The organism is Burkholderia mycopellens, assembly GCF_964265025.1.
Classification (GTDB): domain Bacteria; phylum Pseudomonadota; class Gammaproteobacteria; order Burkholderiales; family Burkholderiaceae; genus Burkholderia.
The window spans coordinates 2,758,893-2,782,554 of sequence record NZ_OZ183802.1 but is presented as its reverse complement, the minus strand read 5'-3'; the positions used below and the strand labels follow the sequence as shown (position 1 = coordinate 2,782,554).

General features: G+C 60.6%; 20 protein-coding genes and 1 tRNA gene. 9 read left to right on the top strand and 12 right to left on the bottom strand.

Annotated elements, in window-relative coordinates:
- Nucleotides 1-723 precede the first annotated feature (723 nt).
- The 7 genes from tssF to ACPTTC_RS12785 form a co-directional block, all read right to left on the bottom strand.
- Nucleotides 724-2,601 carry a type VI secretion system baseplate subunit TssF gene (tssF, locus tag ACPTTC_RS12815; protein WP_423392693.1) on the bottom strand — a complete coding sequence of 626 codons (1,878 nt, stop codon included), beginning with the start codon at nt 2,599-2,601 and terminating at the stop codon, nt 724-726.
- A 4-nt stretch (nt 2,602-2,605) separates the two neighbouring features.
- Nucleotides 2,606-3,724: a hypothetical protein gene (locus tag ACPTTC_RS12810; protein WP_423392692.1), complete on the bottom strand. Its 1,119-nt coding sequence runs from the start codon at nt 3,722-3,724 to the stop codon at nt 2,606-2,608.
- Between the two features lie 32 nt (nt 3,725-3,756).
- A complete protein-coding gene (locus ACPTTC_RS12805) occupies nt 3,757-4,017 on the bottom strand; it encodes a PAAR domain-containing protein (RefSeq protein ID WP_423392691.1) in 261 nt (86 codons plus the stop codon).
- On the bottom strand, nt 4,014-5,081 hold the full coding sequence (locus ACPTTC_RS12800) for a DUF6708 domain-containing protein (RefSeq protein ID WP_423392690.1): 1,068 nt from the start codon (nt 5,079-5,081) through the stop codon (nt 4,014-4,016). Before ACPTTC_RS12800 ends, ACPTTC_RS12805 begins: the two co-directional genes overlap by 4 nt.
- Nucleotides 5,082-5,099: 18 nt before the next feature.
- On the bottom strand, nt 5,100-7,736 hold the full coding sequence (locus tag ACPTTC_RS12795) for a T6SS effector BTH_I2691 family protein (protein ID WP_423392689.1): 2,637 nt from the start codon (nt 7,734-7,736) through the stop codon (nt 5,100-5,102).
- A gap of 45 nt (nt 7,737-7,781) precedes the next feature.
- Nucleotides 7,782-8,447 carry a DUF4123 domain-containing protein gene (locus ACPTTC_RS12790; RefSeq protein WP_423392688.1) on the bottom strand — a complete coding sequence of 222 codons (666 nt, stop codon included), beginning with the start codon at nt 8,445-8,447 and terminating at the stop codon, nt 7,782-7,784.
- 88 nt (nt 8,448-8,535) lie between these two features.
- Entirely contained in the window at nt 8,536-11,007 is a 2,472-nt protein-coding gene (locus ACPTTC_RS12785; protein WP_423392687.1) for a type VI secretion system Vgr family protein, read from the bottom strand.
- Nucleotides 11,008-11,456: 449 nt separating this feature from the next.
- On the opposite strand from ACPTTC_RS12785, the gene ACPTTC_RS12780 reads away from it, so the two are divergent.
- Complete coding sequence (locus ACPTTC_RS12780) at nt 11,457-12,056, top strand: recombinase family protein (protein ID WP_423392686.1); 600 nt, start codon at nt 11,457-11,459, stop codon at nt 12,054-12,056.
- Nucleotides 12,057-12,121: 65 nt separating this feature from the next.
- Here the strand turns inward: ACPTTC_RS12780 and ACPTTC_RS12775 are convergent, their stop codons facing one another.
- From ACPTTC_RS12775 to ACPTTC_RS12760, 4 genes are all read right to left on the bottom strand, one after another.
- The gene (locus tag ACPTTC_RS12775; RefSeq protein ID WP_423392685.1) at nt 12,122-12,982 is read right to left on the bottom strand and encodes a reverse transcriptase family protein; all 861 of its coding nucleotides are present in this window, start codon (nt 12,980-12,982) and stop codon (nt 12,122-12,124) included.
- 264 nt (nt 12,983-13,246) lie between these two features.
- Complete coding sequence (locus ACPTTC_RS12770) at nt 13,247-13,975, bottom strand: hypothetical protein (RefSeq protein ID WP_423392684.1); 729 nt, start codon at nt 13,973-13,975, stop codon at nt 13,247-13,249.
- Entirely contained in the window at nt 13,968-14,567 is a 600-nt protein-coding gene (locus tag ACPTTC_RS12765) for a hypothetical protein (RefSeq protein ID WP_423392683.1), read from the bottom strand. The genes ACPTTC_RS12770 and ACPTTC_RS12765 overlap by 8 nt, the downstream gene beginning before the upstream one ends.
- 349 nt (nt 14,568-14,916) lie before the next feature.
- Nucleotides 14,917-15,007: transfer RNA gene (locus ACPTTC_RS12760), tRNA-Ser, on the bottom strand.
- A gap of 186 nt (nt 15,008-15,193) precedes the next feature.
- On the opposite strand from ACPTTC_RS12760, the gene ACPTTC_RS12755 reads away from it, so the two are divergent.
- The 7 genes from ACPTTC_RS12755 to ACPTTC_RS12725 all read left to right on the top strand — a co-directional run bounded on the left by ACPTTC_RS12755 (nt 15,194) and on the right by ACPTTC_RS12725 (nt 21,248).
- The gene (locus ACPTTC_RS12755) at nt 15,194-15,463 is read left to right on the top strand and encodes a hypothetical protein (protein WP_423392682.1); all 270 of its coding nucleotides are present in this window, start codon (nt 15,194-15,196) and stop codon (nt 15,461-15,463) included.
- A 411-nt stretch (nt 15,464-15,874) separates the two neighbouring features.
- Nucleotides 15,875-16,966, top strand: coding sequence for a toxic anion resistance protein (locus tag ACPTTC_RS12750; protein ID WP_423392681.1), 1,092 nt, complete (start codon nt 15,875-15,877; stop codon nt 16,964-16,966).
- 20 nt (nt 16,967-16,986) lie between these two features.
- Entirely contained in the window at nt 16,987-17,733 is a 747-nt protein-coding gene (locus ACPTTC_RS12745) for a VWA domain-containing protein (RefSeq protein ID WP_175953648.1), read from the top strand.
- 45 nt (nt 17,734-17,778) lie between these two features.
- Nucleotides 17,779-18,795, top strand: coding sequence for a DUF475 domain-containing protein (locus ACPTTC_RS12740; RefSeq protein WP_226196497.1), 1,017 nt, complete (start codon nt 17,779-17,781; stop codon nt 18,793-18,795).
- A gap of 100 nt (nt 18,796-18,895) precedes the next feature.
- Nucleotides 18,896-19,552, top strand: a complete 657-nt coding sequence (locus tag ACPTTC_RS12735; RefSeq protein WP_174941756.1) for a TerD family protein — start codon at nt 18,896-18,898, stop codon at nt 19,550-19,552.
- Between the two features lie 51 nt (nt 19,553-19,603).
- Complete coding sequence (locus tag ACPTTC_RS12730; RefSeq protein WP_423392680.1) at nt 19,604-20,482, top strand: hypothetical protein; 879 nt, start codon at nt 19,604-19,606, stop codon at nt 20,480-20,482.
- Nucleotides 20,483-20,627: 145 nt separating this feature from the next.
- Nucleotides 20,628-21,248: an HAD family hydrolase gene (locus ACPTTC_RS12725; protein ID WP_226196502.1), complete on the top strand. Its 621-nt coding sequence runs from the start codon at nt 20,628-20,630 to the stop codon at nt 21,246-21,248.
- A gap of 9 nt (nt 21,249-21,257) precedes the next feature.
- On the opposite strand, the gene ACPTTC_RS12720 is transcribed toward ACPTTC_RS12725, so the two are convergent.
- On the bottom strand, nt 21,258-22,367 hold the full coding sequence (locus ACPTTC_RS12720) for a fatty acid desaturase (protein ID WP_423392679.1): 1,110 nt from the start codon (nt 22,365-22,367) through the stop codon (nt 21,258-21,260).
- A gap of 205 nt (nt 22,368-22,572) precedes the next feature.
- Between ACPTTC_RS12720 and ACPTTC_RS12715 the strand changes: the two genes are divergently transcribed.
- Nucleotides 22,573-23,610 (top strand): AraC family transcriptional regulator, encoded by a 1,038-nt coding sequence (locus ACPTTC_RS12715; protein WP_423392678.1) that lies wholly within the window; start codon nt 22,573-22,575, stop codon nt 23,608-23,610.
- Nucleotides 23,611-23,662: the final 52 nt, after the last annotated feature.

Genomic DNA, 23,662 nt, shown 5'->3' with positions numbered 1-23,662 from the left:
TAAGGCGAGCGAAGGCGCCGAACTGATGTTCGGGAACAAGCTCAAGGGTGGAAATAACTGAAACGCGAGGCGATACAGGGGCGTTTCAGGAAAGCGAGGTGCGATGAAGAGGATCGCGGGAGCCGCTGAAGGCGCGATGCCCAGGCAGAGCCGGAAAACGTCAGGCAACCGTGAGGCAGAGAGGCAAAACTAGGGATTTTTGCTAAAAATCGACGAAAAACACCCCAGAGCGACTCTTCGGCAGGAAAAATGTAACACAAACCGGCCAAAATCGATAAAAGGGATCGATTGCGGCGTTCGGGGCGGTAATTTTTACTTCTCAGCGTCTTCGGGCCGGTCTCGAACGCTCCGCCGATACCGGGAATGACCCTCTGACTCATTTTCCGGCCCGTCAGGGGCTCTGATTCCCCCCGGATATGGGTTGGCATGGGTGAGACCGTGCGGCGGCGCTATGGGCGCAATTTTTGTATTGAAAGAATTATGTAATGTTTGCGCGGCGCAGCAACTGCTCAATCGGATCGTTGCGGGGGCAAAAAGTGATCAATTTTGCTCATTTTTTGAGCAAAATAGAATATTTCATATGTTTTGCAGGCCGAAATATAAGGCTTGGCTACGTCTTAATGGGTCACCTCGAATTCGCCTGTAGCTAGCGCGGCATATAGTAGGGGCACGTATTCACTTTTCTCCCTAGCTAGCGACACAGAGGATTGGACGCGCGCCGGATCATATTAGCGGCTGCATACCGGGCGTGGCAGCGCCTCGCGTCAGTTCCTTGCCGGTCTGCGCCGAACGGACTATCAACTGAACATAGCTATTCATCGGCCCGTACGGCGCGAAGAACCGTTCGAGCAGTTTCGTGAACACGACCAGGCTAACCTCCCGCAGAACGGTGTCGTCGAGCGACAGCACGATTTCGGTACCGCGCACGAACGACGGGAACTGATTGTCCAGCGACATCCATTTGATTGCGGGCTTGTAGTCCAGATCAGTGATCGCGTCGATACAGCGTTGCGCGAGCGGTGTCGTGCGCACTGCGTGGAGCCGCAGGAACGCTTTCAGGGCCGACAGCCCGTCCCGCGTCAGGTCCAGTGGATGCGGCGACAACGTTGACAGCACGCGCCACAACGCGCCATTGCCGCGCGTCGGTTCCGCCGTCAACGTCGGCCTCGTGATCAACTGAATCGGGCAATCCAGCGCCTTACCTTCGAGCAGCAGATCGCCCAGCGGATTGCCTATTGGGAGGCGCGCCGGCAGATCGCGATTCGTCACGGTCGTCATCACGTCGATTTGCGGCAGCTTCGGCTGGGTTGACTGTCCGTCTAGTCCGACCAGCGATAGCATCATGTTCTGACGAACAGGCGTACCTGCATCACGCTCGCGGAATGCGATCCAGTAGACGGCTGATCGATGGCGGCGTTGATCGTGGCTGAATGCCTGATACGGGGGCACCGGAATTCTGGGCTTCTCGTTTTCAAGCGGAATATCCTCGTCCTTGTCGTTTTTCTTGGACAACTCCCCCAGATAGACCGTGTCGATCGAATACACACCGAGCTCCGAATGGTTGGCAAGACGCATAGGCTGGACCGGATAGGCTTCCTGCCCTTTCAGCACGATGGGCTGGGCTGGTCGCGGGAACAGATTCACGACAGGCGTGCAAAACAGGTTGATCGCCGTCTCGTCGAGCGATGCGAGCATTTGTGCAGCGAGCGATTCGGCGGGGGTGTCGCGCACCACGACATGCAAGGTCAGTTCCCGGGCGTCAGGTGCGCGTGCCGTGCGCTGTACGCGGCTCATGTCGAGATCAACGAAGTCGAACAGTTCCGGAAACGCGAAATATTCCAGCAAGTAACGGAAGGTCGTCGCGGTCCGACTTGCGGTTCGGCCTTCCGGCAACAAGCGCTCGTCGTCGGCGAAACCCACTGCTTCGAAGGGTACTTTCGACAACGTCTGCCAGCGCCCGCATCGATCAACCTCGACGAACGCAGCCGCCGCGCGCAGCAGCAAGGCGTCCAGCAGCGACGAGACAAATGGTCGCTCGCCTGCAAGGTAGATGCGTATTGGGTTGTCCGGAATAGCCGCCGCGAACCGACCGGCGGCCGACGTGAAGCTAATCGACAGCACGCCGGTCGCGTCGGTGGGTAATCTCACCACCGACGGCGCCAGCGTCGTCGGTGTGTACCGCGCGGACCGAATCTGTAATGGCGAGACGGTCACGTCATAGGCCGACTGGAACCGCACCGGGGCCGTGCGCGCATTCAGGGCTGTGCCGCGCGGTACGATGACCGGCTCTGTCAACTGACCGACGATTGCCTGCGGCACGAATCGGGCGATCGCGCAGGACGGCACCGTACGCAGATAGTGCGGATGTACGACCTCAAGTAGCGCCTCGGTAAATTCGGGATAGTCGTCGGCCAGTTTCGAATCGAGATGCGCCGCGAGGAACGCAAACGTCTGGACCAGGCGTTCGACATGCGGGTCGTCGCTTCGACCGCTCTGGATACCGAGTCGGGCGGCGATTTTCGGATACCGAATAGCGAAGTCCCCGAGCGCTCGCGCGAACAATCCGAGTTCGTATTCGTAATGCGACAGCAAATGATCCATCCGTCTACAGCCCCAGTCGGTCGGGACGCACAAGCGTTGGACCAACGAAGATCAGCTTGCGCAAAGTTGCTTGCGGGCCATACGGTTGCATTCGGAAGTGCGGCCGCCGCCAATGACCGCTCACCTCGCGCTGCACGCCGTCTGATGGGACCGTTTCAGCCGCCTCTGCATCAAGAATCGCGGGGCCGACGACGTGTCGATCGTAGAGCTGTTCTATTTCCGCGAGTCGTTCCGTGCGTTTGCGCTTGCCGAGTCCTGGAAAGTGGCGCGGCGCGCTCGAATAAGCGCGGTCATTCACGACCTGTGCGTCGCGCGCGTTGAGATACAACAACATCTTGATCGCGTAGTTCAGGGCGTTACGCCAGAACTGCTGCGAGTCGGGCAAATCAGGCAATCCATCAGCCGGGGGCTGCTGGAACAACTCATCCACCAGTTCACTGATCGTCTTGTCGGGGGCCTGCAGCGGCAGCGTGATTGAATCCATTGCTGCGCCGTCACTGGGACCACCCGCCATTAACCACGTCGCAAATCCGATCGATCGTTCGTTCTTGAAGATCGCGATCGCCTCAATGTCGCCGGCTTGTTTCCAGCGAGTGGGTTCGGGAATGATGCATAGCGTATCGGTCGGCATCTTCAGCATGCCGATCGGCACGTCCTCCGCGATATAGGCGGCGTCAAGTAGGCGGTGCAGCGGTGGGGTCGGCTCGTAAAAAGCCCCTTGTCGAACCTCGAACGCTAGCCATACAGCGCTGTACTGGGCCACCCCCGCGAGCGTGTCGGCCGAGCGGCCGTCAGCACCGTGCGGTAGGAGGTCCCGCGTAAAACGATCGAAATAGCGCGTCAGACGCAGGATGCCGTACGAGCGCAACATCTCGGTCAGCGTCGGCGACGCCACGCTATCCGTTGCAGTTCGCAGCGCATCCCACGCGGCGAGCGCACCCGTGACCCGATAGCGGATCGGCCCAGGTAAGCGCGCGAGCTTCGGATCGGCGATGGCATCGCCCGAACGCATCAGCGCGGAAACGAGCCGCAGACGAATATCGGCGCGCAGCGCTTGACGCTGAGCCTCGGAGACTAAAGTGGTATCGCGTGATGATGTGCCGATCAATGCAATTTCCTTCATCCGATCCGTCGGCCCACTCATACGCGATGCCCTTATCCGAGAGACGAAATCAATCGCGCGCCGCACTCCGTCAGGTCGTCGTGAAAGGCGACCGGTGTACCGTGATGGTTGCGGGTACTGTTTTGCGGGATGATTCTGAACTGCCCGCCACACTTCGGGCACCATGTCAGGTGATCCTTCAGCGCAACCGGAATTCCAAGCGCCGTCAGATCGTCGCTCGCGGTAATCACTTCGCCGCCGTGGGTCGTCTTGTCGTGCAGACGGATCGCGCCGCGTCCGCTTTCGTCTTTCATGTTTCGTCTCGCGGTGCGGTAGCAGCCGTGGCGGGGTCCTTGAGCCAGGCGGCAGCGTACTTGAGACCATCCGGCTCGCGCGCCCAGTTTGGGACCCGCGCATTATCGTCGTCCGGATAGTCACCGCGCTGCTGGGCCAGCACCGTCTCGCCCCAGCCAACCGGCGTGCCCGCGCGCGGTTGTGCGTAGGGATCATCGGGTGCAATTGCAGAGAGGCGCGTGATCGTATCCGGCCAAACCGGCGCACGGCACGTCACATTTGCGATGATCCGCATAACCGTGAACGTCAGAACCGCCGGCATTGCGATCAGCCGCATAAACAGGGGCACGTTCATGCCGAAGTTGTACAACGCAAACAAGAATGATTCGCGCGGCGTTTCATGCTGAGTATGGAACAGCATCGGTTTGGGAAGACCATGCGGACCATTGTTCATGTACATGCACCAGTAGTTCCATTGCGCCAGCGCCAGCCGGGTTTGCGAACTGGTCCATTCGCGGCCGATCGAGAATACCCGCGTCACGTTGCCCTGGTCGTCTACCGTGTAGTGCCGGATGTGAAACACCGTGCCGAAAGGTGTGACTTCTTGATGCAGGCAAAAGATCGCATCATCATTCCACGGTGCTTCCCACACGACATCGCCTTCGCCAGCCTTCGCAAAGAACCGCCGTGCGCGGATCGAGTAGAGCGTGCGAGACGCGCGGTGGAACCGTATCGGTCGATAGAGCAGCCCAAAAAATAACCCCCTGCCGAGATTCCAGACGATCGAGCCAAAAAGAACGACGGCAAAAATCGCGATGCCGTTCATCACGAAATCGCCGGACGACCCATCGCTATGAGTGAAGTAATAAATCCATGGGCCGACTCCCATTGCCAGAAAAGCAATAAAAACCGCCATGATGACCCACTGCTTATCCAGAAACCCAGGGTCAATTACGTCCATGAAGGTCGAGTTGATGCTAAAAACTGTTCCAAGGTCCTTAATTTCTGGGCTAGCCGGTTGGCTGATGGACAAGCGGTGAGCACGGTCCCATTCGGGGATCGGCGCACCGACACACTTCTTCATTAAGCGCTCGTCCATACGTCAGCCCGCCATCGCCGAATTGAAGGCGCGCAACTCTTCGTCCATCGATTGATACCCCGGTGCCTTGCTGAACTTGCACCGCGATACCCAATCGTTAATGGCCGCCGATTTGAAATATACGATCACGAAACCGATCACGATGGAAATCACCAGAATTGGCCAAAGGGGCGGCATCCATGCGGCGATAAACGGAACTGTCGAGAGAAGTGGGGAGATGGCGATATATATACCTAGAACCCCGCCAATGGCATAAAGTCGCGAAAGCCCTTTCTCATTATTTCGCCAAGCTTCCGGGGCGTTTTTGAATAGGTCGTAACCTGAAAGGATAACTCCCGCAACTGCTCCGGACCATCGACCGACCTTGGCGGCAACTTCAGCCGTATCGTGATTGAACCAAGCCCAATGTTTCATGAGGAAAGCCGAGAGCGGGTGCTCGGGGGCCTTGGTGACGGTTTCGGAGACTGTCTCGACGAGATTACCGATGGCCGAGACGACCGCGCCAGAAAATTTGAGCAGAGTTTCGTTATTGTTAAAGCGATCGCTGCCGTCGAAATCCTTGTACGCGAATCTCAGCGTCGCGAGCTGGAAGATTGCGGTAGCGATGCCTTGATTGAATTCGACAGGAGACGACGACCCAAGCCATTTGCGAGTCATCTCCACGCCCGGAAGCTTGATCGCTTTAACGTCACTGGCCTCCAGCTTGCCCGACTTCACCCACGCATCGGTATCGATCGCATAGGCAAACACAGCCGAGTCAGACGGCGGCGCAGCCTTGAAGACCTCGCGACGGATATTCGCGGCAGCGGCCTGCCGTTCAAGCCGGTCACCGTCCATATTCAAGCCCAACGCGTCGCCCTGCTTGAACACCCAGTTACGCATCTCGGCCGGCGTGATGTGGGCGGCCTTGATCGACACGCCCGCATGCAACGACAACCGGATCGTCGCAAATCCGATGGCCACGCTTTTCCCGCCCTTCACCAGCACATTGACGATCGTGTTGGCGGTCGTCACGACGAGCCGATCACGCAGGTTTGCGGCGTTACCCAGTTTCTCGATCTGCTTGAACGCTTCCTTGTACAGGTTCAGGATGTTCTCGTACTGGATGTCGGACCCGTGTACCTGCGCATCGGCCGCCTTCATCAGGGTTTCCTGATTGAACATCAGCGCACGCACATACAGATTACGGGCATCCGATGCCTGACCGTTCAGCCAGTCGTTGAGCACCTTTTGGCACGCTTCCGTGCCAGCCGCGGCCCCGATCGACTGCGCACACGATTCGCTGTATGCGTAGCCGCTGCGCAGGTCCTTCGAGTCGTGATTGCCGGCCATCCAGTCGGCAAGCAACTGTGATTTGAGCCAGTCGGCGTGCGCCTGCACAAGCGGCGCCCATTTCGGCTTGAACGCGTCGAGCGCAAGCGGGTACTCGTTATCGCGGAAGCGTTGCAGAGCTTGGGTATCAATCACGGTCACGGGTTTACCGTCCGGGCCGATCTGCGGCTTGCCGTCCGGCCCCTTCTTGTAATACGCGTCGTCCCATGCTTCGTTGGCGGATTCGTTCGCCGCCTCCGGTACATTTTTCGAACGCTTGCTATCCTCGTCGGCGGCCTTCTCCAAACTCCCAGTCTTGATCCATCCCTTCGTGACCCGATAAAGATAGCCAAAATCTATCGATTCGCCACCTGACATTGGGGTTGGCGGCGCTGCGGACTCATTGCCCACGTTGATCGCTGCCGATACAGCGTAACTAGTCTGGGTCTCCATTTTCGCGTTGGCCCGAATGCCCGCCTCGGCACGCTCGAGGAGTTGCGCCGACACGTACTTCCAGTACATCCCGGCGTCAAAACCATTGTTCAGATTCGGGACCGTGAGTTCAGACAGATCGTTGGTGATTCCGACAGGATCGTTAATCGCGATGACGAAGCCTTTCTTGAGCGGCGATTCAGTCATTGCCTCACCGATGCGCTCGTCGGCATGACGCTGACGCTGCTTGGTTTCATCCTTCGGGGAGCGATTGCTAAAGCCGAACGCCTCTTTCATCGCACGATCGTCCATCGCGAAGTGCGCGATCTTGCCGCGTGTCGCTTGAAACTCGCCCGTGTCGACCGCGCCACCGGCTACCATCGCCGGAACGTTGATGCATTGCATATGCTGCTTGCGCCATGCAGCGTCACCGATTTTGTTGAAGACCGTATCGCGGGTCCAACGTACATTTGACCAGCCAATCCAAAAATTTGTGGCTTCATCGCTGCCCGGCGTATGTTGAACGCCCACGCAACGACCATAGGACTCGCGCGCCATATCGCTGAGTGGACAAATATTCTGGGTCATGTTTTCGGCAGCATCGCCAGGCGGTGGCACGATACCGGGTGCGAATTGGTACAGGACACCGTCATCCAGCACCATGAAAGCACGCAGCTTTTTACGCTTCTCGTCATAGGTGTACAGATAGCCTGATCGCAGCGACCGCAAGGTGTACTTGGCTGTCGCGACGGCCTGAGGCGCGCGCGCGTCGATCCGAAAATTACCAGACAGCGCGGGCGCTTTGGCCGCACCGCGTGGACACGCAATTGCGTAGCGGACAGGGTAGATCAACAGTGAGTCGCGATCGCAGATCGGACAGCCTGGGATGGTCGCCATAGTGTGATCCTTGAGCCTCGAAATATTCGTATTGGGATGCCGGTGTTATTCGACTAACAAATCTTGCTGTATGTGCTGTACCGTGTGCTCCACCAGCGCATCGGCGCTTGGGACATCTTGATCGGCAAAAGTATGCAACGCCCGATCGATCACGGCCGGAAGCCGTGCGGCCTGATCAAGCGTTAGCGCGGGCAGTCGCTGACGCACCTGCTCGGCAACTTCGCTGAGATTGAGGCGCGACCATTGGTCCGGGCGAGGCCAGCCGGTCGGTTGGTCCTCCGGATCGGCCTTCGTTCCTGGCCCGTCGACCGACCAACGATGACCCGCCCATGCAAACTGCCAAGCGTCGATCGGCCCGAGCAAGGCGTGTCGCTGGTCCGGTTCGAGAACCACGAGCGTCAGACTGAGAACGCGTGGGTCGTAATACCGCCAGAACACGTTGCGACCGTGTGTGCCGGGGCCGACCAGATGGCGAGCGATATGCTCGACAGCCGTATCGGAGCTGGCTTCAGTATCGAGCCACGCGCACACGACCGGCGGACGCTCGGTCGTGACTTCCTCTTGCCACCGAGTCAGGGCGATATCCCGGCCTTGCGCATCGAGCGCCGCGAGATCGATCAGGTGCGGCATCAATTCTTCACGATGGGCCAGCATACGCGGCGTACACGGACGCATATCCAGCGCTGCGAGGTCCGGCGTGTGGACAAGCATGGTCGGTTCAACCAGCAGAAAGCCTCGCGTTAGCGGCGGTGCGGATTCGTCAACGGGCAACATGGGAGTGGCAGTGGAGTTCATCGACTTAGGAGAGCGCGACGGATGCCTGTCCGCTCTGCGCGGCATCCTGAGCAACCGGTGCGCAGAGATCGGAGCCGGGGAATTTGGCTGGAATGCTCTGCGGCCCCACCGTATCGTGGCTGCCCGCATGAACCTTGTTCTCGCCGGGCGTGTAACCGACAATGCCCTTTGCACTGACTTCGAACTGGCTGTTGCCGGCAGTCAGACGGATGCCTTGCTTCGCCGTGATGTTGATCCAGTCGGTTGTGCTGATAATCGATAGGACCTTCTTCGCCAGCAGCTCCAGCTCGTCGTTCTCCGCATGCACCTGCACCTTGCCGCTCGCCGCGATCAGCTTCATCCCCATCTTGTGGACGAACAATGAAAACTTGTCCGATACGCTGGCGAAGAACGATTTTCCTGTCGCTACCGAAACGCTGTCGCCTGCAGTGACTGCCACGTGTTGCCCGCCCGTAACGTGCGCCGTCGCGGGCGTCGTAACGGCAATGCCGGCCGCGCCGGCCAACAGCAGGTGCGCTTCGTCGAGCTCCGGGAAATCACCCTTGTCGCTGCTCCCCGTCGTGCCCGCGCCCTGGATGCCGTCCACCTGCGACTTCAGCGCATCGGCGATAGGTGTCTGATCTGCTCCGGCGTCCTGCGCTTGATAGTGCTGCGCGAGCTTGGCCGATTGCGCGTGTAACGTTTGCGCTTTTGTCAGGCGTGATGCCGGCATGCCTACGTCCGACAGATGGCCCTTTGCCATCGCCTGAACTTCGGTGCTGATCAGCATCCCCTTGCCCGAACGAATCGCACCGACCTCATCCGTACGCAGTTCGAAGCCTTCTCCCCGAGCGTCCTTGCGTCCCTGCCAGTCCTCGATTCGCGTGATCTTGCCGAGCGAGAGCTGGCTCGCCGCATGGTCGGACCGCAATTGCGTCTGAATGGCGTTCGCTGTGTCGTCGAAAATGAGCTGATTGCTGCGGCCGGACGAGGCATTGCCGTCCGCGCCGACCAGTTCCCGGCTGCGGATACCCATCAGCGCGTTCTGGTCTGGCAGTTTCCACGACGGCACGTTGCGCGCGTTCATCACGCGGCCCGTGATGATCGGGTGATCCGGATTGCCGTCGAGCCATTGCACGATGACTTCGGAACCGATACGGGGGAGTGCAGCCATCCCCTGACCGCCCCCGGCCCAACCGCTCGCGACCCGCACCCATGTCGAGTACTTGCCATCGCGATCCCAATGGAATTGAACTAGGACGCGGCCATGCTCGTCGGTATGAATACTCGTGCCGGACTGGCCGACAACGGTCGCCGTCTGTGGCGCGAGAATCTTTGTGTCGACGCTGTTGTAGCCGCGCCCGGGGCGCCACGGCGTCGCCTTGGGGATACACGTGAATTCATTGCGGTATTCCGCTAGCACGCCCGTGTCCTGCAGGTAGTTGTTGGTCGCTACGTGCCGGACCGCGATGATCAGGTACTCGTCGTCGCTCGGATCACGGCTCAGCGCGGAACCATAACGGTCCGTCAGTCGGAACCAGCGACCTGGCTGCACGAAACGATTGTTGCCCTTCGCATCGAAACGCTTGATCGTCGCTTCGATTTCCTCCATCCGGCGATTGGCGACCTGATAGCCATGCTCCATGTTCCGATACCCGTACGCGCCGGCGTACTCGTTCCATTCAAGCTGCGGCGCCGCGACCTCCGGGTTCGCCAGGCTCGTTTGAACGTGGGTCGGCGTTGGGTTCTTGAAGTCGAAACGGGAGAGTTCCGCATGCGTCGACGTGGTTTGCTGGAACGGGGACCAACTCAGAATGCTGTCCGATTCCGACGCGCCCATGCCATTGTGAAAGCGGATTTCGTGAATCTTGCCATCGATCGCAGGCGCAGGACGCGTCGGATCGGAGACAGTGAGCTTGTGCGACGTGGCCGTGTGCTCGTACCAGTAGAGATAGCCTGCGTGTTCCCAGCGCCGATGAACGTAATTGTGGTCGTCTTCATCGAACTGACAGGCCATCGTCATGCGCGGATCGTCTTCGCCGACCTGCCAGGCCCATTCGGGCAACACGCCGTAGTCCTGGAAAACCGTCGCTGTCTGGTCGTGCAGGTTCTGGTCAAGGAACAGGCGATTGTGCTGGCTGTACTCCAGATAGCGCAGCCACGGACCGACATGCGCCTCGTAGAACACCCAGCCGCCATCGGTTCGGACGTGCCGGAATGCAAAGATATAACCGTTGAAATATCGCTGACTACCGTCGCCGCGTAGCAGACTGATCGTCACACGCCTGCCGATAAAATCCTTTGGTGCAAGGTGGTCGTTATCTGAAAGAATTTCGATCGTGTATGCAAAATCTTTCGATATCGTTTCAACCGCCTCAAATGCGTTCGGCAATAGGATTTTGTAAGGTGCGTTATTGTCCGGAAAGCTTAATTTCACTTGCCGGTTGTGCTGCGGCCCCAGCGCAAGGTCTCTCAGGGCTTGTGCCGTGTTTTGCATTGTTTTTTGTCTCTTGATCCGGGCGCGAAATACCATTGGGCCGCCCGTTAGCCCTGGAATGCGCCAGCAAAGTGGGGACAACAGTGCTTGTGTCGGTCCCCGCCGTGCCGCGATTAGATAAGACATATACCACAAAGCTTCTCAAAGGCACACGTGCAGAAATGTCAGGAATATTGAAGATCGATTTGTACTGACTTATGAAGCGGCTGGATCGCGAAGTCCGCGCGCCGGCCAAGCCCCCGGTTATTTGCTTGTGCCGAGACTTACGTGCATGGCGAAGTGTGCGGTACAGGAGTTCCGCGCAGAACACCATCATGCCAATGTTGGCTCTTTTGGGTACACCGTAATGGGCCAGGGGCACGGGTGCTGGCGCTTGGATCAACAGGATCAACCGTCAATTTGAGCCATGCTATAATTGATCTATATATCCTAATGATCCAATCTAAACCATGCGCAAGCTCTATTACGGTCGGATTTCCACCACGGACGGCCAGTCCTCAGCCAGCCAGTACGACGACGCCAAAGCTCACGGTGTGCAGGACAAGGACGTTTTCATTGACGAGGGCGTGAGCGGCTATCACGTGGCTCCTGATGCACGAGAACAGTGGAGCAAAGCCGAACACGATCTGCGACACGGCGGCATTCTCATCGTGCGCTGGTTGGACCGGATTAGCCGCCGCTATGACGAGCTACACTCGACCATGCGCCGACTTATGGAGCTGGGCGTGCGTGTTGAATGCACGCTCAACGGAATGGTGTTCGACGGGAAGGCAAAGGACCCCATCGAGAAAGCGACGCGCGACGCGATTCTGGCGTTCATGGCGGCGCAGGGCGAAGCCGACTACCTCAACCGCGCTGAGATGCAGCGCCGCGGGGTGGCGATCGCGAAGGCGGAAGGGAAATACAGGGGCCGTGCACGGTCACACGACTACGCGGCGATCAAAGCATGGCGTGTAGAAAGCGGTGCGAGTATCCGCGAGACTGCTGAGCATTTCGGCGTCGGAACAGCGACCGTGAAGCGAGCATGCGCTGAAGAACGCCGCCGCTAACTGATTCTGTAAAACGTATCTGCCAGAGGCACATCCAGCACTACGGCCACTCGGGTAATTGATTCCTAGTCTTCCGATGTCTCGCGGACTTTGTCCACAGACGCCGCATAATTAAGATGGCCCCTTATCTTAGCAAGGTCAGCGTCAGCAATTTGCTCGTGTGCCATAAGGTGGCGATAAGCGCGGAGCCTATTGCGATAGCCTTTCGTTAATTGTATTTTTGAACCATGTACCAGTAAACCATGGACTTTTAAGCGTGCTGGTAATTTGTCGAGTCGCACCTTATGCTCAGATAAAGTCCACGGCCCAGTGGCGAATAGCGCTCTAACATCAGCCTCAAGTTGCTCCGGATATTCATTCATCCCGGAAAAAACTATGTCGTCAGCATAGCGCGTCATCCGAGCGCCGTATCGAATCGCGATTTCCGTCAATGCTTCATCGGTACGGCGAAAACAGATATTGGAAAGGACCGGGCTGGTTGGTGCGCCTTGAGCGAGAAAGCCTGCGAGGCACGAGAGGCGGGCGACAAGCATGGCTCCCTCTCGACCAAAACCAATAGCTTCAAGCGAATCCATAACTAATTGGATTGGCGTTGAAGGAAAGAAATCTTGGATGTCGACTGAAAATACCCATTGCGCATCTACGTGCAGCGCAGCGGCTTGTATGTGCGACCTAGCACTAACAAAACCAAACACGTGATTCGCAGGTTTGAAACCTCGGGAGAGATGGACCGACAGCCACTTCTGAATGATTTTGAGTGCGACCTTTGGTGCGTCGATCTGGCGCGTAGTCCGGCCTTTGGGAATTGAAAAGGATCGATAGTACTTTCGGGTTCGATTTTCGAACGACCAAATAAGTCCCGGATTTATGCCAAAGATGGTTGCCAGTTGAAGGCGTGAGGTCACTGGAGGCAGATCGAGTAGCACTAGCCTCTCAATTTCTGCCAATTCTTCAGGCCGAGCGCCGTCGCCGAGCGCTCTGCTCAACTCGCCAAAGCTCGAATATAAGAAGTACTGTGACTCAAGGAGAGGGTGCGGGAGCCTCATTTAGCAAAGTTTTCTTTCGTTTAGAGCCGACGAAATGGTCGGGGATTCGAAGGATCACCGGCCATTTCGTCGGAATCCTTCTGTCCATGATCTTGGCGAGTGGGTATGATGCATACCCGCGCCGAAGCTCCCGCAACAACAAGTCTACTGGTGGTTGCGCGCCAATGCAAGCAACCTCGAAATGTCCGGACTAGAGCGCCCCTTGACAGTTCCGAGTTCCTGCAATGCCTGCAACGAAAGAGCATACTTACCATGATTAATCCAGATGATCTTCCCGCTCCGTCTCATTATGTCTAGGCGACGGACCAGCCAGTCGGGAGATGGGATCGAGAACCCACGCCGAATCAATTCATCTCTGAGTTCAGTTGCAGTGACAGGGGCAGTGTGACGGATGGCACGTAGGCACGCGAGAACGCTGGGCAGGTTTTCTCCGGTGGTTGTATCAATCGAATCGAGCCGGCAATCCAGTTCGTTGAGAAAGACTTGTGCTTTCGTGCGCATCTCAGCTATTACGGAGCTGTCGAGTGCCCTTTTGGGTTCGATCCATACACGGGCGCTGTCAGCTTCTAGCGACAAGAATACATTGCGCACATCATTCGAAAACGAGTGAAGTAGCGTTGCACGCAGCCCTGCTTCGATGTCATGCGATTGTGCATCAGTCAGCAAGAACTCCACTGTCGCACCCGCATCAAGTAGTGCAGTCTTAGCTTCCTGAAGTCGGCGGTTTGTTGGTACTTGTCGATTGTCTGAATCCCGCGTTACGGGAACAAATACGAAATAGCTTTCCCCTGGGCCACTCGGTTGAATGATCTCGCCCACTGTTTGAATCTGCAACTCTTCGAGCCGTCGCGAAATTTGGATGGCGTCAAGCATGTACTTGTTTCCATGCGGAGACAATTACAGCCATGAACACCTCCGCGCGAGATGGCCACGTCCGTGCATCTCGTACAGCAACTGTGTTGAGCTTGAAGTTTGGGCCATCTGAAAAATCCACGGATATTTCGGGATGGTAATCTGCGGCGACTCGGATAGCGTAACCGCGTTCCATCAGGTCAGCCAAGTCCAACACGGCCGATTTTGCTCGCTCGCACAAGCTTACGACGTCGCTGTCGGAAAGTTTTTGCGCCTTCCGCATACCTTGCTTGAGCTCTCGCTGAACTGTTCCCCTCAACACTTCCGGGACACCAGCGTGAGCCATTGTCGCCCATTCCGTCTTTAGGCTTCCGAGGCCTTTTTTGACCTCCAGAAATGTCGCATAATAATATCGATTAAATGCAGAGCGGCCAAAGAGATCGCGTTCCATCACGTCGCTTCGGTTTTGTGTTTCGAGCTGCAGATATTGAGCAACAATTTGCACGATAAAGGCCTTCGCTTTACTCGAACATCGATATTTTTGCACGGGAGCCTGCGAGCTTTGCCGACAGCCTCTGGCTGAGAACTGGCTACCACGTCGCTCGTCGCTCATGCGTAACTTTATCTGAATAAGCTAGGAAAGGGGAGAAGCCGACTGCGCTTTGAGTCACCGGCAGCGACGAGGGGGCATCCACATTCGAAACTACAATCGACGCTTCGCATGGGTTGCTATATCTCGGGTGCAGAGTCCGTCGAGCGATCGGTCGTCCCTCAATCAAGGTAATACTCGACGCGGTGCCCGGTGCCCGGTGCCCGGTGCCCGATTGGCGATGGCAGTGGGTCTGCCCATCAATGCCGATACGATGCACCGAAGGACTGCGATGCATTTGATAGTTGCTTTGATAGTTAAAAAACAAAAATCCCCGTAAGTCATTGACTTTACGGGGATTTTTTGGGTGTCCTGGCGGAGAGAGGGGGATTCGAACCCCCGATAGGCGATTAACCTATACACGCTTTCCAGGCGTGCGACTTAAACCACTCATCCATCTCTCCGGAAGACCGAGAGTATAGCAAACTCTGGTGACAGCCCGCCACTCCCTTCCGTGATCGTCAAAAATCCGTCGTCATCGACAGCCACGCCGAGCGCGGATCGCCCTGCGTCAAGTATCCGCCGGTCGTCGACGACCAGTACGACTTGTTCGTGACATTGCGCACTCATGTGCTCGTGAACGGCGAGCGTTGCGCGGCCTCACTGTTTCCGGCTATGTGCTGCTTCGCCAGTTCGAGACGCCGGCCGCCTATCTGCTCGTCATCGCCTACGACTACCCGTTCGAGAAGGCCGTCACGTTCACGCTCGTGTCGAAGGACCCGTTGAAGCAACTCGCACGGCACACGGTCGACTCGATGTACGCGTCGTGCTATCTGGACGACATGACGTGGGCCGACGACCGTCATTTCAGCGCGACAGTTCGTCGACATCGACGGGTGACGGGATTTCAGGATTCTTGACCGATCGGTACCGTTCGTGTTGCCGCGGCTCGGGATGAATCACGTGCAGGACCGGTAACGCGCGATCGGCGCTTGCGAGTGCGTTGCCCGAGCGTGTGCGCCGTCTGAAACCAGACGAAACGGGCGGTTTCATTTCTCTTTCGCATTGATCGGACATGTAAGTTTTGACGTGTCCGAATCCTGCACGACCAACACGCACGGCGGCAGGAACGGCGACGGTCGGGCATTGCGCTCACTCGGCACATTACAAAATGAATGGAAATCGAAAGAATTCCTTCCCTTGACGCAAGGCGCTCGAGCCATTTATTGTCCGTCTGCCGCCCGTGAGAGAGCACGGCGGCAATCGCGGATGCGCGCCTTGCGCGCATGACAACACGCAGCAAAAAGCAGAAAAGGAAACGTGGTAGCCACATGAAGCCGCTATTCGACGACAAGAACGCCAATGCGGTCAGCGATCGTCCTTCCACCCCGTCTTCGTCTCCCGTCGTCATGCCTGCCGCCGCTGTTGCCGTGCCGGCGGGACGCCTGGCGGAGAACGTTCGCCTGATCACCGTCGACGAGATCGACCAGCTCGGCGCGACGCAGGGCACGCGGATCGCCGCCTTCTCCCAGCAGATTCTCGCGAGCGTGCGCGCGTCGGATGCCGACCAGTTCGGCGACAAGCTCAACGAACTGATCGCGACCGCGAAGGGGCTCGATCCGCGCGGCGCCGACAAGGGCGGGCTGCTCACACAGGTCACGCGGCTGTTCCGTTCGACCAAGGAGAAGCTGCTGTCGCAATACGAGTCGGTGAGCAAGCGGATGGACACGCTCGTCGTCGAGCTCGAGAACCATGCGCAGCGCCAGAAGGCCGGCATCGACGAGCTCGAGCGGATGTACAACGACAACTACGCGCTGCACCAGGAGCTGGCGCAGTCGAAAGCGCACGGCGAAGCCGCGCTCGCGACGCTGCGCGCGCATCTCGCGGCCGGCCAGCAGCCGGTGGACGACGCGTTCGCCGCGCAACGCCTGCTCGACGTGAAGCGCAAGGTCGACGCGCTCGAAAGCAAGCTCGACGACCTCGATCGCGCGATGCTGATGTCGAAGCAGCTCGCGCCGCAGATCCGGATGGAGCAGGACCAGAAACGCACGCTGACGTCGAAGTTCATGACGATCAAGACCGTGCTGATCCCCGCGTGGACCAACGCGTTCGCGCTCTACCTCGAGCAGCTCAGCACGAAGCGCGCGGCGGCGCTCGCGAACGCGACGTACGACGCGGCCGACGAGGCGATCCGCGCGCAGGCCGACCTGAACCGCCAGAACGCGCAGGAAGTCGCGAAGCTCGGCCAGCGCCCGGTGATCTCGACCGACACGTTCGAATACGCGCAGCAGCAGCTGTTCGGCGCATTCGACGACATCACGCAGATCATCGCTGACGGCAAGCGCCAGCGCGAGCAGGACGCGCCGCGCCTGCGCCAGCTCGAACAGGACCTGATCACCCGATTCGCTCCGAAGCACAACTGAAAGAACCGAGAGAACACCGCATGATTACGCTTGAGAAACGCGCGGCGAAGGTCGCGATCGTCCTCGAAAAACGCCAGATCCTGAAGCCGCCCGTCGTGCGCGTCGGCGCGGCGCTCGACATCTCCGGCTCCGCGAAGCCGCTGTACCAGTCGGGCGTGATCCAGGACACGCACGACCGGATCCTCGGCATCGCACTGAAGTTCGACGACAACGGCGAAGTCGACACGTGGACCTTCACCGAGGGCTACGATCGCCTGCCGACCGCGACGCCGGACAACTACGGCTCGTACATCTCCGATCACGTGCTCAACGCGCGGATCGACAAGTGGGGCGGCACGCAGTACGCGCCGGTGATGAACGACATCGTCGACTTCTTCTTCCGCGCGCCGGAGCCGTCGCCGAAACGCGAAGAGAAGCGCGGCTTCCTGAGCCGGCTGTTCGGCGGTGCGGACGAGACGCCCGCGCCGGCCGCTTCCGCGCCGGTGAACGGCCATCTGCCCGCGTGGGTGTTGTTCGTCACCGACGGCCAGAACCCGAAGAACGATCGCAAGCGCGTGCGCCAGCTGCTGGCCGAGTCGCAGCACTACCCGTTGTACTGGTCACTCGTCGGCGTCGGCGATCCGAGCGAATTCGGCTTCCTCGCGGAAGTCGCGGACGAGATGCCGAACGTCGGCTTCCTGCATCTCGAATCGCTCGACATCAGCGACGAACAGATCTACGAACAGCTGATCACGCAGGAATTCTGCGACTGGGTGCGCGCGAAGTAAGCGCGGCCCGCACGCCTTTTATCCGGAACTCGACTACCCCCTATCATGTTGAAAGACTTCAAGATCCCGTTGTCGCTCACGGTGCTCGCGCTCGTCGCGGCCTATCTCCTCGGCGGCGTGAAGGACATGCTGATCGTCGCGGTCCTGTCCGTGCTGGAAATCTCGCTGTCGCTCGACAACGCGGTCGTCAATGCATCGGTGCTCAAGAACTGGTCGGAGAAGTGGCGCAACCGCTTCATGGTGTTCGGCCTGCCGGTCGCCGTGTTCGGCATGCGGCTCGTGTTCCCGCTGCTGATCGTTGCCGTGATCGGCCACATCGGCATGTGGGACGCGCTGAAGCTCGCGATCGAGTCGCCGGAGCAGTACGCGGCGATCCTCACGTCCGCGCATCACCAGGTCTCCGCATTCGGCGGCGCGTTCCTGTTGATGGTGTTCTTCAAGTTCATGCTCGACACCGAGAAGGACGAGCACTGGATCGGCTTCCTGGAAGGCCCGATGAGCCACCTCGGCCGCATCACGGCGCTGGAAGTGGCGCTGACGCTCGCGATCATCATCATTGCGTCGCTCTACGTGCCGGCGGTCGAGCAGGTGGGCTTCCTGCTCGCGGGTGCGTTCGGCGTGATCAGCTTCGTGATCGCGCACGGCATCGGCGACCTCATCGGTGGCGAGGAGACGGGCACGCGCGTGGTGCGCGAAGGCGTCGCGGGTTTCATGTATCTCGAAGTGCTCGATTCGTCGTTCAGCTTCGACGGCGTGATCGGCGCATTCGCGCTGTCGAACAACATCTTCCTGATCGCGCTGGGCCTCGGCGTCGGCGCGGCCTACATCCGGGAGATGACGCTCGTGCTGCTGAAGAAGGGCACGCTCGCGCAGTACCGCTTTCTCGAGCACGGCGCCTTCTGGGCGATCGGTGCGCTCGCAACGATCATGTTCCTCGGCGTGAAGTTCGAGGTGCCCGAGGTCGTCACCGGCCTGATCGGCGCGGCGATGATCGCTGCGGCCGTGTGGTCGTCGATCGTCGTGCAACGCAGGGAAAACCGGACGGCCGTGGCGGGCGAGTAATCACGCGCGACGCGCGGGTCGAACACCATCAACGAGGGGTCGCGCAGGGCGGCCCGGCATTGCCGCCGGCGCAACGGCGGTTCCAGCAGAAGAGGTTCAAATGATCAATTTGTCGAAAGGCGGTCGCGTCAACCTGTCGAAGGAAGCGCCCGGCACGCAGAAGTTCCGCATCGGTCTCGGCTGGGACGCGAACGCGACGGACACGGGTACGGACTTCGATCTCGACGTGTCGGTGTTCCTGTGCAAGTACGACGCGCAGAGCAACCCGAAGCTGATCTCGGATCAGCACTTCGTGTTCTACAACAGCGAAGTGCGCACGATGGAGCGCAAGGACACCTTTATCCAGCCGGGCGACGATTTCCCGAAGCGCGGGATGCCTGCGTCGAAGTGCCTGGGTGTCGTGCATAGCGGCGACAACCGCACGGGCAGCGGCGACGGCGACGACGAGGTGATCTTCATCGACGTGACGAAGCTCGCGGCCGACGTCGAGGAAATCTCGGTGGTCGTGACGATCGACCAGGCCGAAGCGCGTCGCCAGAATTTCGGCCAGGTGCGCAACAGCTACATCCAGATCGCCGACGAAGTGTCGGGCGCGGTGATCGCGAAGTACGCGCTCGAGGAAGATTTCTCGATGGAGACGTCGGTGCAGGTCGGCAGCTTCTATCGCCGCGACGGCCACTTCATGTTCAAGGCGGTTGGCGCCGGCTACAACCGGGGCTTGGGCGACTTCGTGCGCGCGTACGGCGGCGCGGTCTGACTGGCGGCAGCCCGGCTGGCGGGATACCGCCGCGCCGGGCAGGAAGCAGCGATGACGAATCCGTCAGACGAGCCGAAGCGGCTCGAGTTCGATACGACGCCCGAGCGCACGCCCGGGCGTCTTGCGTTCGACGCGCCGCCCGCGTCCGCGGCGCCGGTTGCGCGCGGGCCCGAGCGGCCCGCGCCGCAGGCGCTCGACTTCGGGCCCACGCCCGCGTCCGCGTCCGTTAAAGCCGTGCGCATGGCGCCGGCCGAGGCGGTCGGCCGGGCGGTGTTCGGCGAGTCGAACCATCCGCAGCTCGAGGCGTGCTTCCGCGCCGCGCAGGCCCGCTTCCCGAATCTCTATCCCGACTACGCGCCGCGCATCGAGCGGCACATCCGGCAACTGGTGCCGCTCAAGCTCGCGACGGTCGCGACGATCGGCGACGGCGCGCTGGAGACGGCGGGCAACCTCGTCGAAGCCGTCGCGGCAACGACGCGCGAATTCAATGAACTCGGCGCGGCCGACATGATGGCTGGCATGCTCGCGCAGGCGACACGCAAGGCGGGCATGTTCGAGCGCTGGTTCGGCGCGGCGACGGGCCATGTCGACTACCGTGCGGCGATCGGGGCGCTCAAGCAGTCGCTCGGTTTTTTCCCGCGCCGTACCGAGGAGCTTGCCGCGAAGGTTCGCCACGCGGAAGAAAACCTCGTGGTCGTGCTCGCGGCGCTGAGCGCGGTGTCGGATGTCGTGCGCGCGTCGGACGATGCGGGTGTCGAGCGCACGCTGTTCGACCGCCGCAACATCGTCGGGCAGGCGGTGCAGCAGATCCGCATGCAACCCACGCAATTGCGCGGGCTCGACGAGCGCGTGACCGATCTGCTGTCGCGCGCCGATCACCTGATGAACGTCGTGCTGCCGGCGGCATTGGCGGCGCGGCCGCAGCGCTGAGGGAACGGCGCGAAGGGTACGAACGCGTGCGCCGTGGCGGCGCGCGCGTTCGCAGCGCAGGCCGCGCTGCATCACGTCATTTCACGTGCACCGGCGCGAGTCTGCTATCTTCCCGGGCATCTCATCGCTTTCCCGCCGATTCTCCATGACTGACCGCATCGTTGCCGCATTCGATTTCGACGGCACCATCACGACGACCGACAGCTTTCGCCATTTCGTCCGCTATGCGGTCGGCACGCCGCGCTTCGCGTGGGCCGGATTGCGCGCACTGCCGTGGATCGTCGCGATGAAGGCCGGCCTGATGTCGCGCGGCGACGCGAAGGCGAAGTTCGCGTCGTTCGCGTTCGGGCCGGTGCGCGAGGACGCGCTCGATGCGCAGGCGCGCACCTTCGTCGACAGCTATCTGCCGAGCCTCGTGCGTCCGGAAATGCTCGAGCGCATCCGCGAGCATCGGGCCCGTGGGCACGAAGTCGTGCTGGTGAGCGCGTCGCCGTCGTTGTATCTGGAGAAGTGGGCGAAGACGGCCGGCTTCGATGCGGTGCTCGCGACGCGGCTCGCGTTCGAGCGCGGCACCTTCACCGGGCGGCTCGACGGCGAAAACTGCTGGGGGCCGCAGAAGGTCGTGCGGCTGCGCGGGTGGTGGGGCAACCGGCCGCCGAAACAGTTGTTCGCGTATGGCGACAGCCGTGGCGACAAGGAAATGGCCGAGCTCGCGAACTGGTCGTGGATCCGCGGACAAGGGCCGATGCCGCCGATTGGCGGTTGAGGCGGCGCGTTACGCGTCGGCCCGAGCCTGGCGCGTATCACGCGCCGGGCGATAACCGCCCCAGCGATTCGCCCGCGCGAACGTGCCGGTATCGTTGAAGCGCACGCCGACTTCACGCAGCGCCGCATGCGCGGTGCGCGCGGTCAGCTGGCGGATGTAGAACGGGTCGCGCACCACGAAGTGATGAATCGCGTGCGTGCTGCCGAAGTTGAAGCAGAACAGCTGGAACGGCAGCATCCACCACGGGTTGAGCACCTGCGTCTGCTGAATCACGTTGCGCGAATCGATGTCGCCGAAGTAATGCATGTTCGAGCTGACGAAGTTGATGCAGAAGCTGCGCACGAAGTTCGGCCCGAGCCACACCACGGCCAGGAAATCGACGACGCGCATCACGCGCTCGACGACGGCCGGCACCGTCACCGGGAAGCCGAACGCATGCAGCGCGAACAGGCCGACGTGATAGACGATGAACGCATGCCACAGCACGTAATACACGTGACCGACCGGCATGTACGACGATACTTGCTCGACGCGCAACTGCAGGCGCTCGGACGGATCCTGCACCGGCTGCGCGGCCACATACTGCTTCACCTTGCGGCGCATCGCGGCCGGCCTCAGCACGACGGCGAGCATGCCGTCCGCGATCATCAGCAGGCGCTTCACGCCCCAGCGCTCGCCGTTCGTGATGCCGAATTCCTCGAGATCCGATTCGCCGCCCGACACCTTGTGGTGATGCAGGTGCATGCGCCGCCGCGTCCACGGATTGATCGTGCCGGGCCGCGTGAGCCAGCACAGCGCCATCATCAGGTGATAGGCCCACGGCGTCTTCTTGAAATACATCAGGTGGATCAGGTCGTGCTCGAGCTCGTGGATCAGCGACGTGACGAACGCGGCGAACGGCAGCGCGACGTACCATGCGATCGCGCCGCGCGCATACAGCCACGCGATCGCGAGCATCGCGGCGACCGAGACGGCCATCACGGTCGCGCCGACGAGGTTCTGGTTGTCGAGCAGCGGAAAGCGAGCGCGGATCGCGTCGCTCGCGGCGTTGACCTCGCGGCGGACGTACGCGACCTTGTCCGCGTCGTTGCGAAAGGCGGTTCGTGCGGGTTGGCTCATCGACCGGGATTCCTGCGGAAAGAGTGGGGCGCAATGCCGATGTGACAAGCATAGGCGTGCACCGGACCACACGCGAGGGCCGCGGGTGCCAATGGTGGTGTCATTTCGGGCCACGATGGCCGGCCGGCGCGGCTAGAGTCTCGCCCCGGTGTCATTGCGGGCCAGCGACGCTACAATCCGCCGAAACCGCTCCGGAGTCCGCCGCATGGTCCTGTCCGTCCCGGATGCCGCGCGCCAGCTGAACAAGGCGACGGTGTCGTCCGCGTATGCGCTGTTCATGCTGATGCTGGCGGAGGAGCGCGGCATCGACGGTAGTCGCGTTCTTGCCGGCTCGGGCGTCGAGCGCGAGCGGCTCGCGCAGCCCGATGCGCGCATCACGCCGCTGCAGCAGGCGGCGATCGTATTCAACCTGCTCGACGCGACGGACGACCCGTCGATCGCGATCGAGATCGGCCTGCGCAGCAGCCTGACGAAAGCGGGACTGATCGGCTTCGGGCTGATGAGCTGCGCGACGCTCGGCGAGGCGATCTCGCTTGGCATCCGCTATCTGCCGACGCGCGTGCCGTTCTTTTCGGTGCGGCTCACGCACCTCGACGGGACCGTCGACATCGACGTGTTCGAAGCGTTTCCGCTTGGCCGGCTGCGGCAGTTCGCGGTCGAGAACTTCCTGGTCGAGACGGCGATCCTGTTCAATTCGCTGCTGTATCCGGTGCCGGGGCGCACGCTGCAGTCGCGTGCCGAACTCCATTTCGAATGGCCTGAACCGCCGTGGTTCGAGCGTTATCGTGGGCGGCTGCCGCGCTGCCATTTCGACGCGAGCGCGAACCGCATCCGCTGCGACGCCGCGCTGCTCGACGAACCGATCGGCACCGCGAATGCGCACACCGCGCAGATGATCGTGCAGCAGTGCGAGGCCGAACTCGCGCGACTCGGCTACGCGGAAAGCATCGTCGAGCGCGTGCGCAACCTGCTGATCTGCGGCGAGGGCGGCTATCCGTCGGTCGACGACGTCGCGCGCGAACTGCATGTATCGGCGCGTACGCTCAAGCGCAAGCTCGCCGAGTACGGCGCGACTTATTCGGCACTGCTCGACGAGATCCGGCTGCGCGACGCGCTGCGGCTGCTTGAGGGGACGCGGCTGCCGGTCGACGAGATCGCCGCGCGGGTCGGCTATACGGATCGCGCCAATTTCACGCGTGCGTTCAAGCGCTGGACGGGCGTCGCGCCGAGCGAGCGGCGCTGAGCGCGGGCAAGCGCGCGCCTGCGTGGCGGGCCTGCCGAGTCATGCTCCGCGT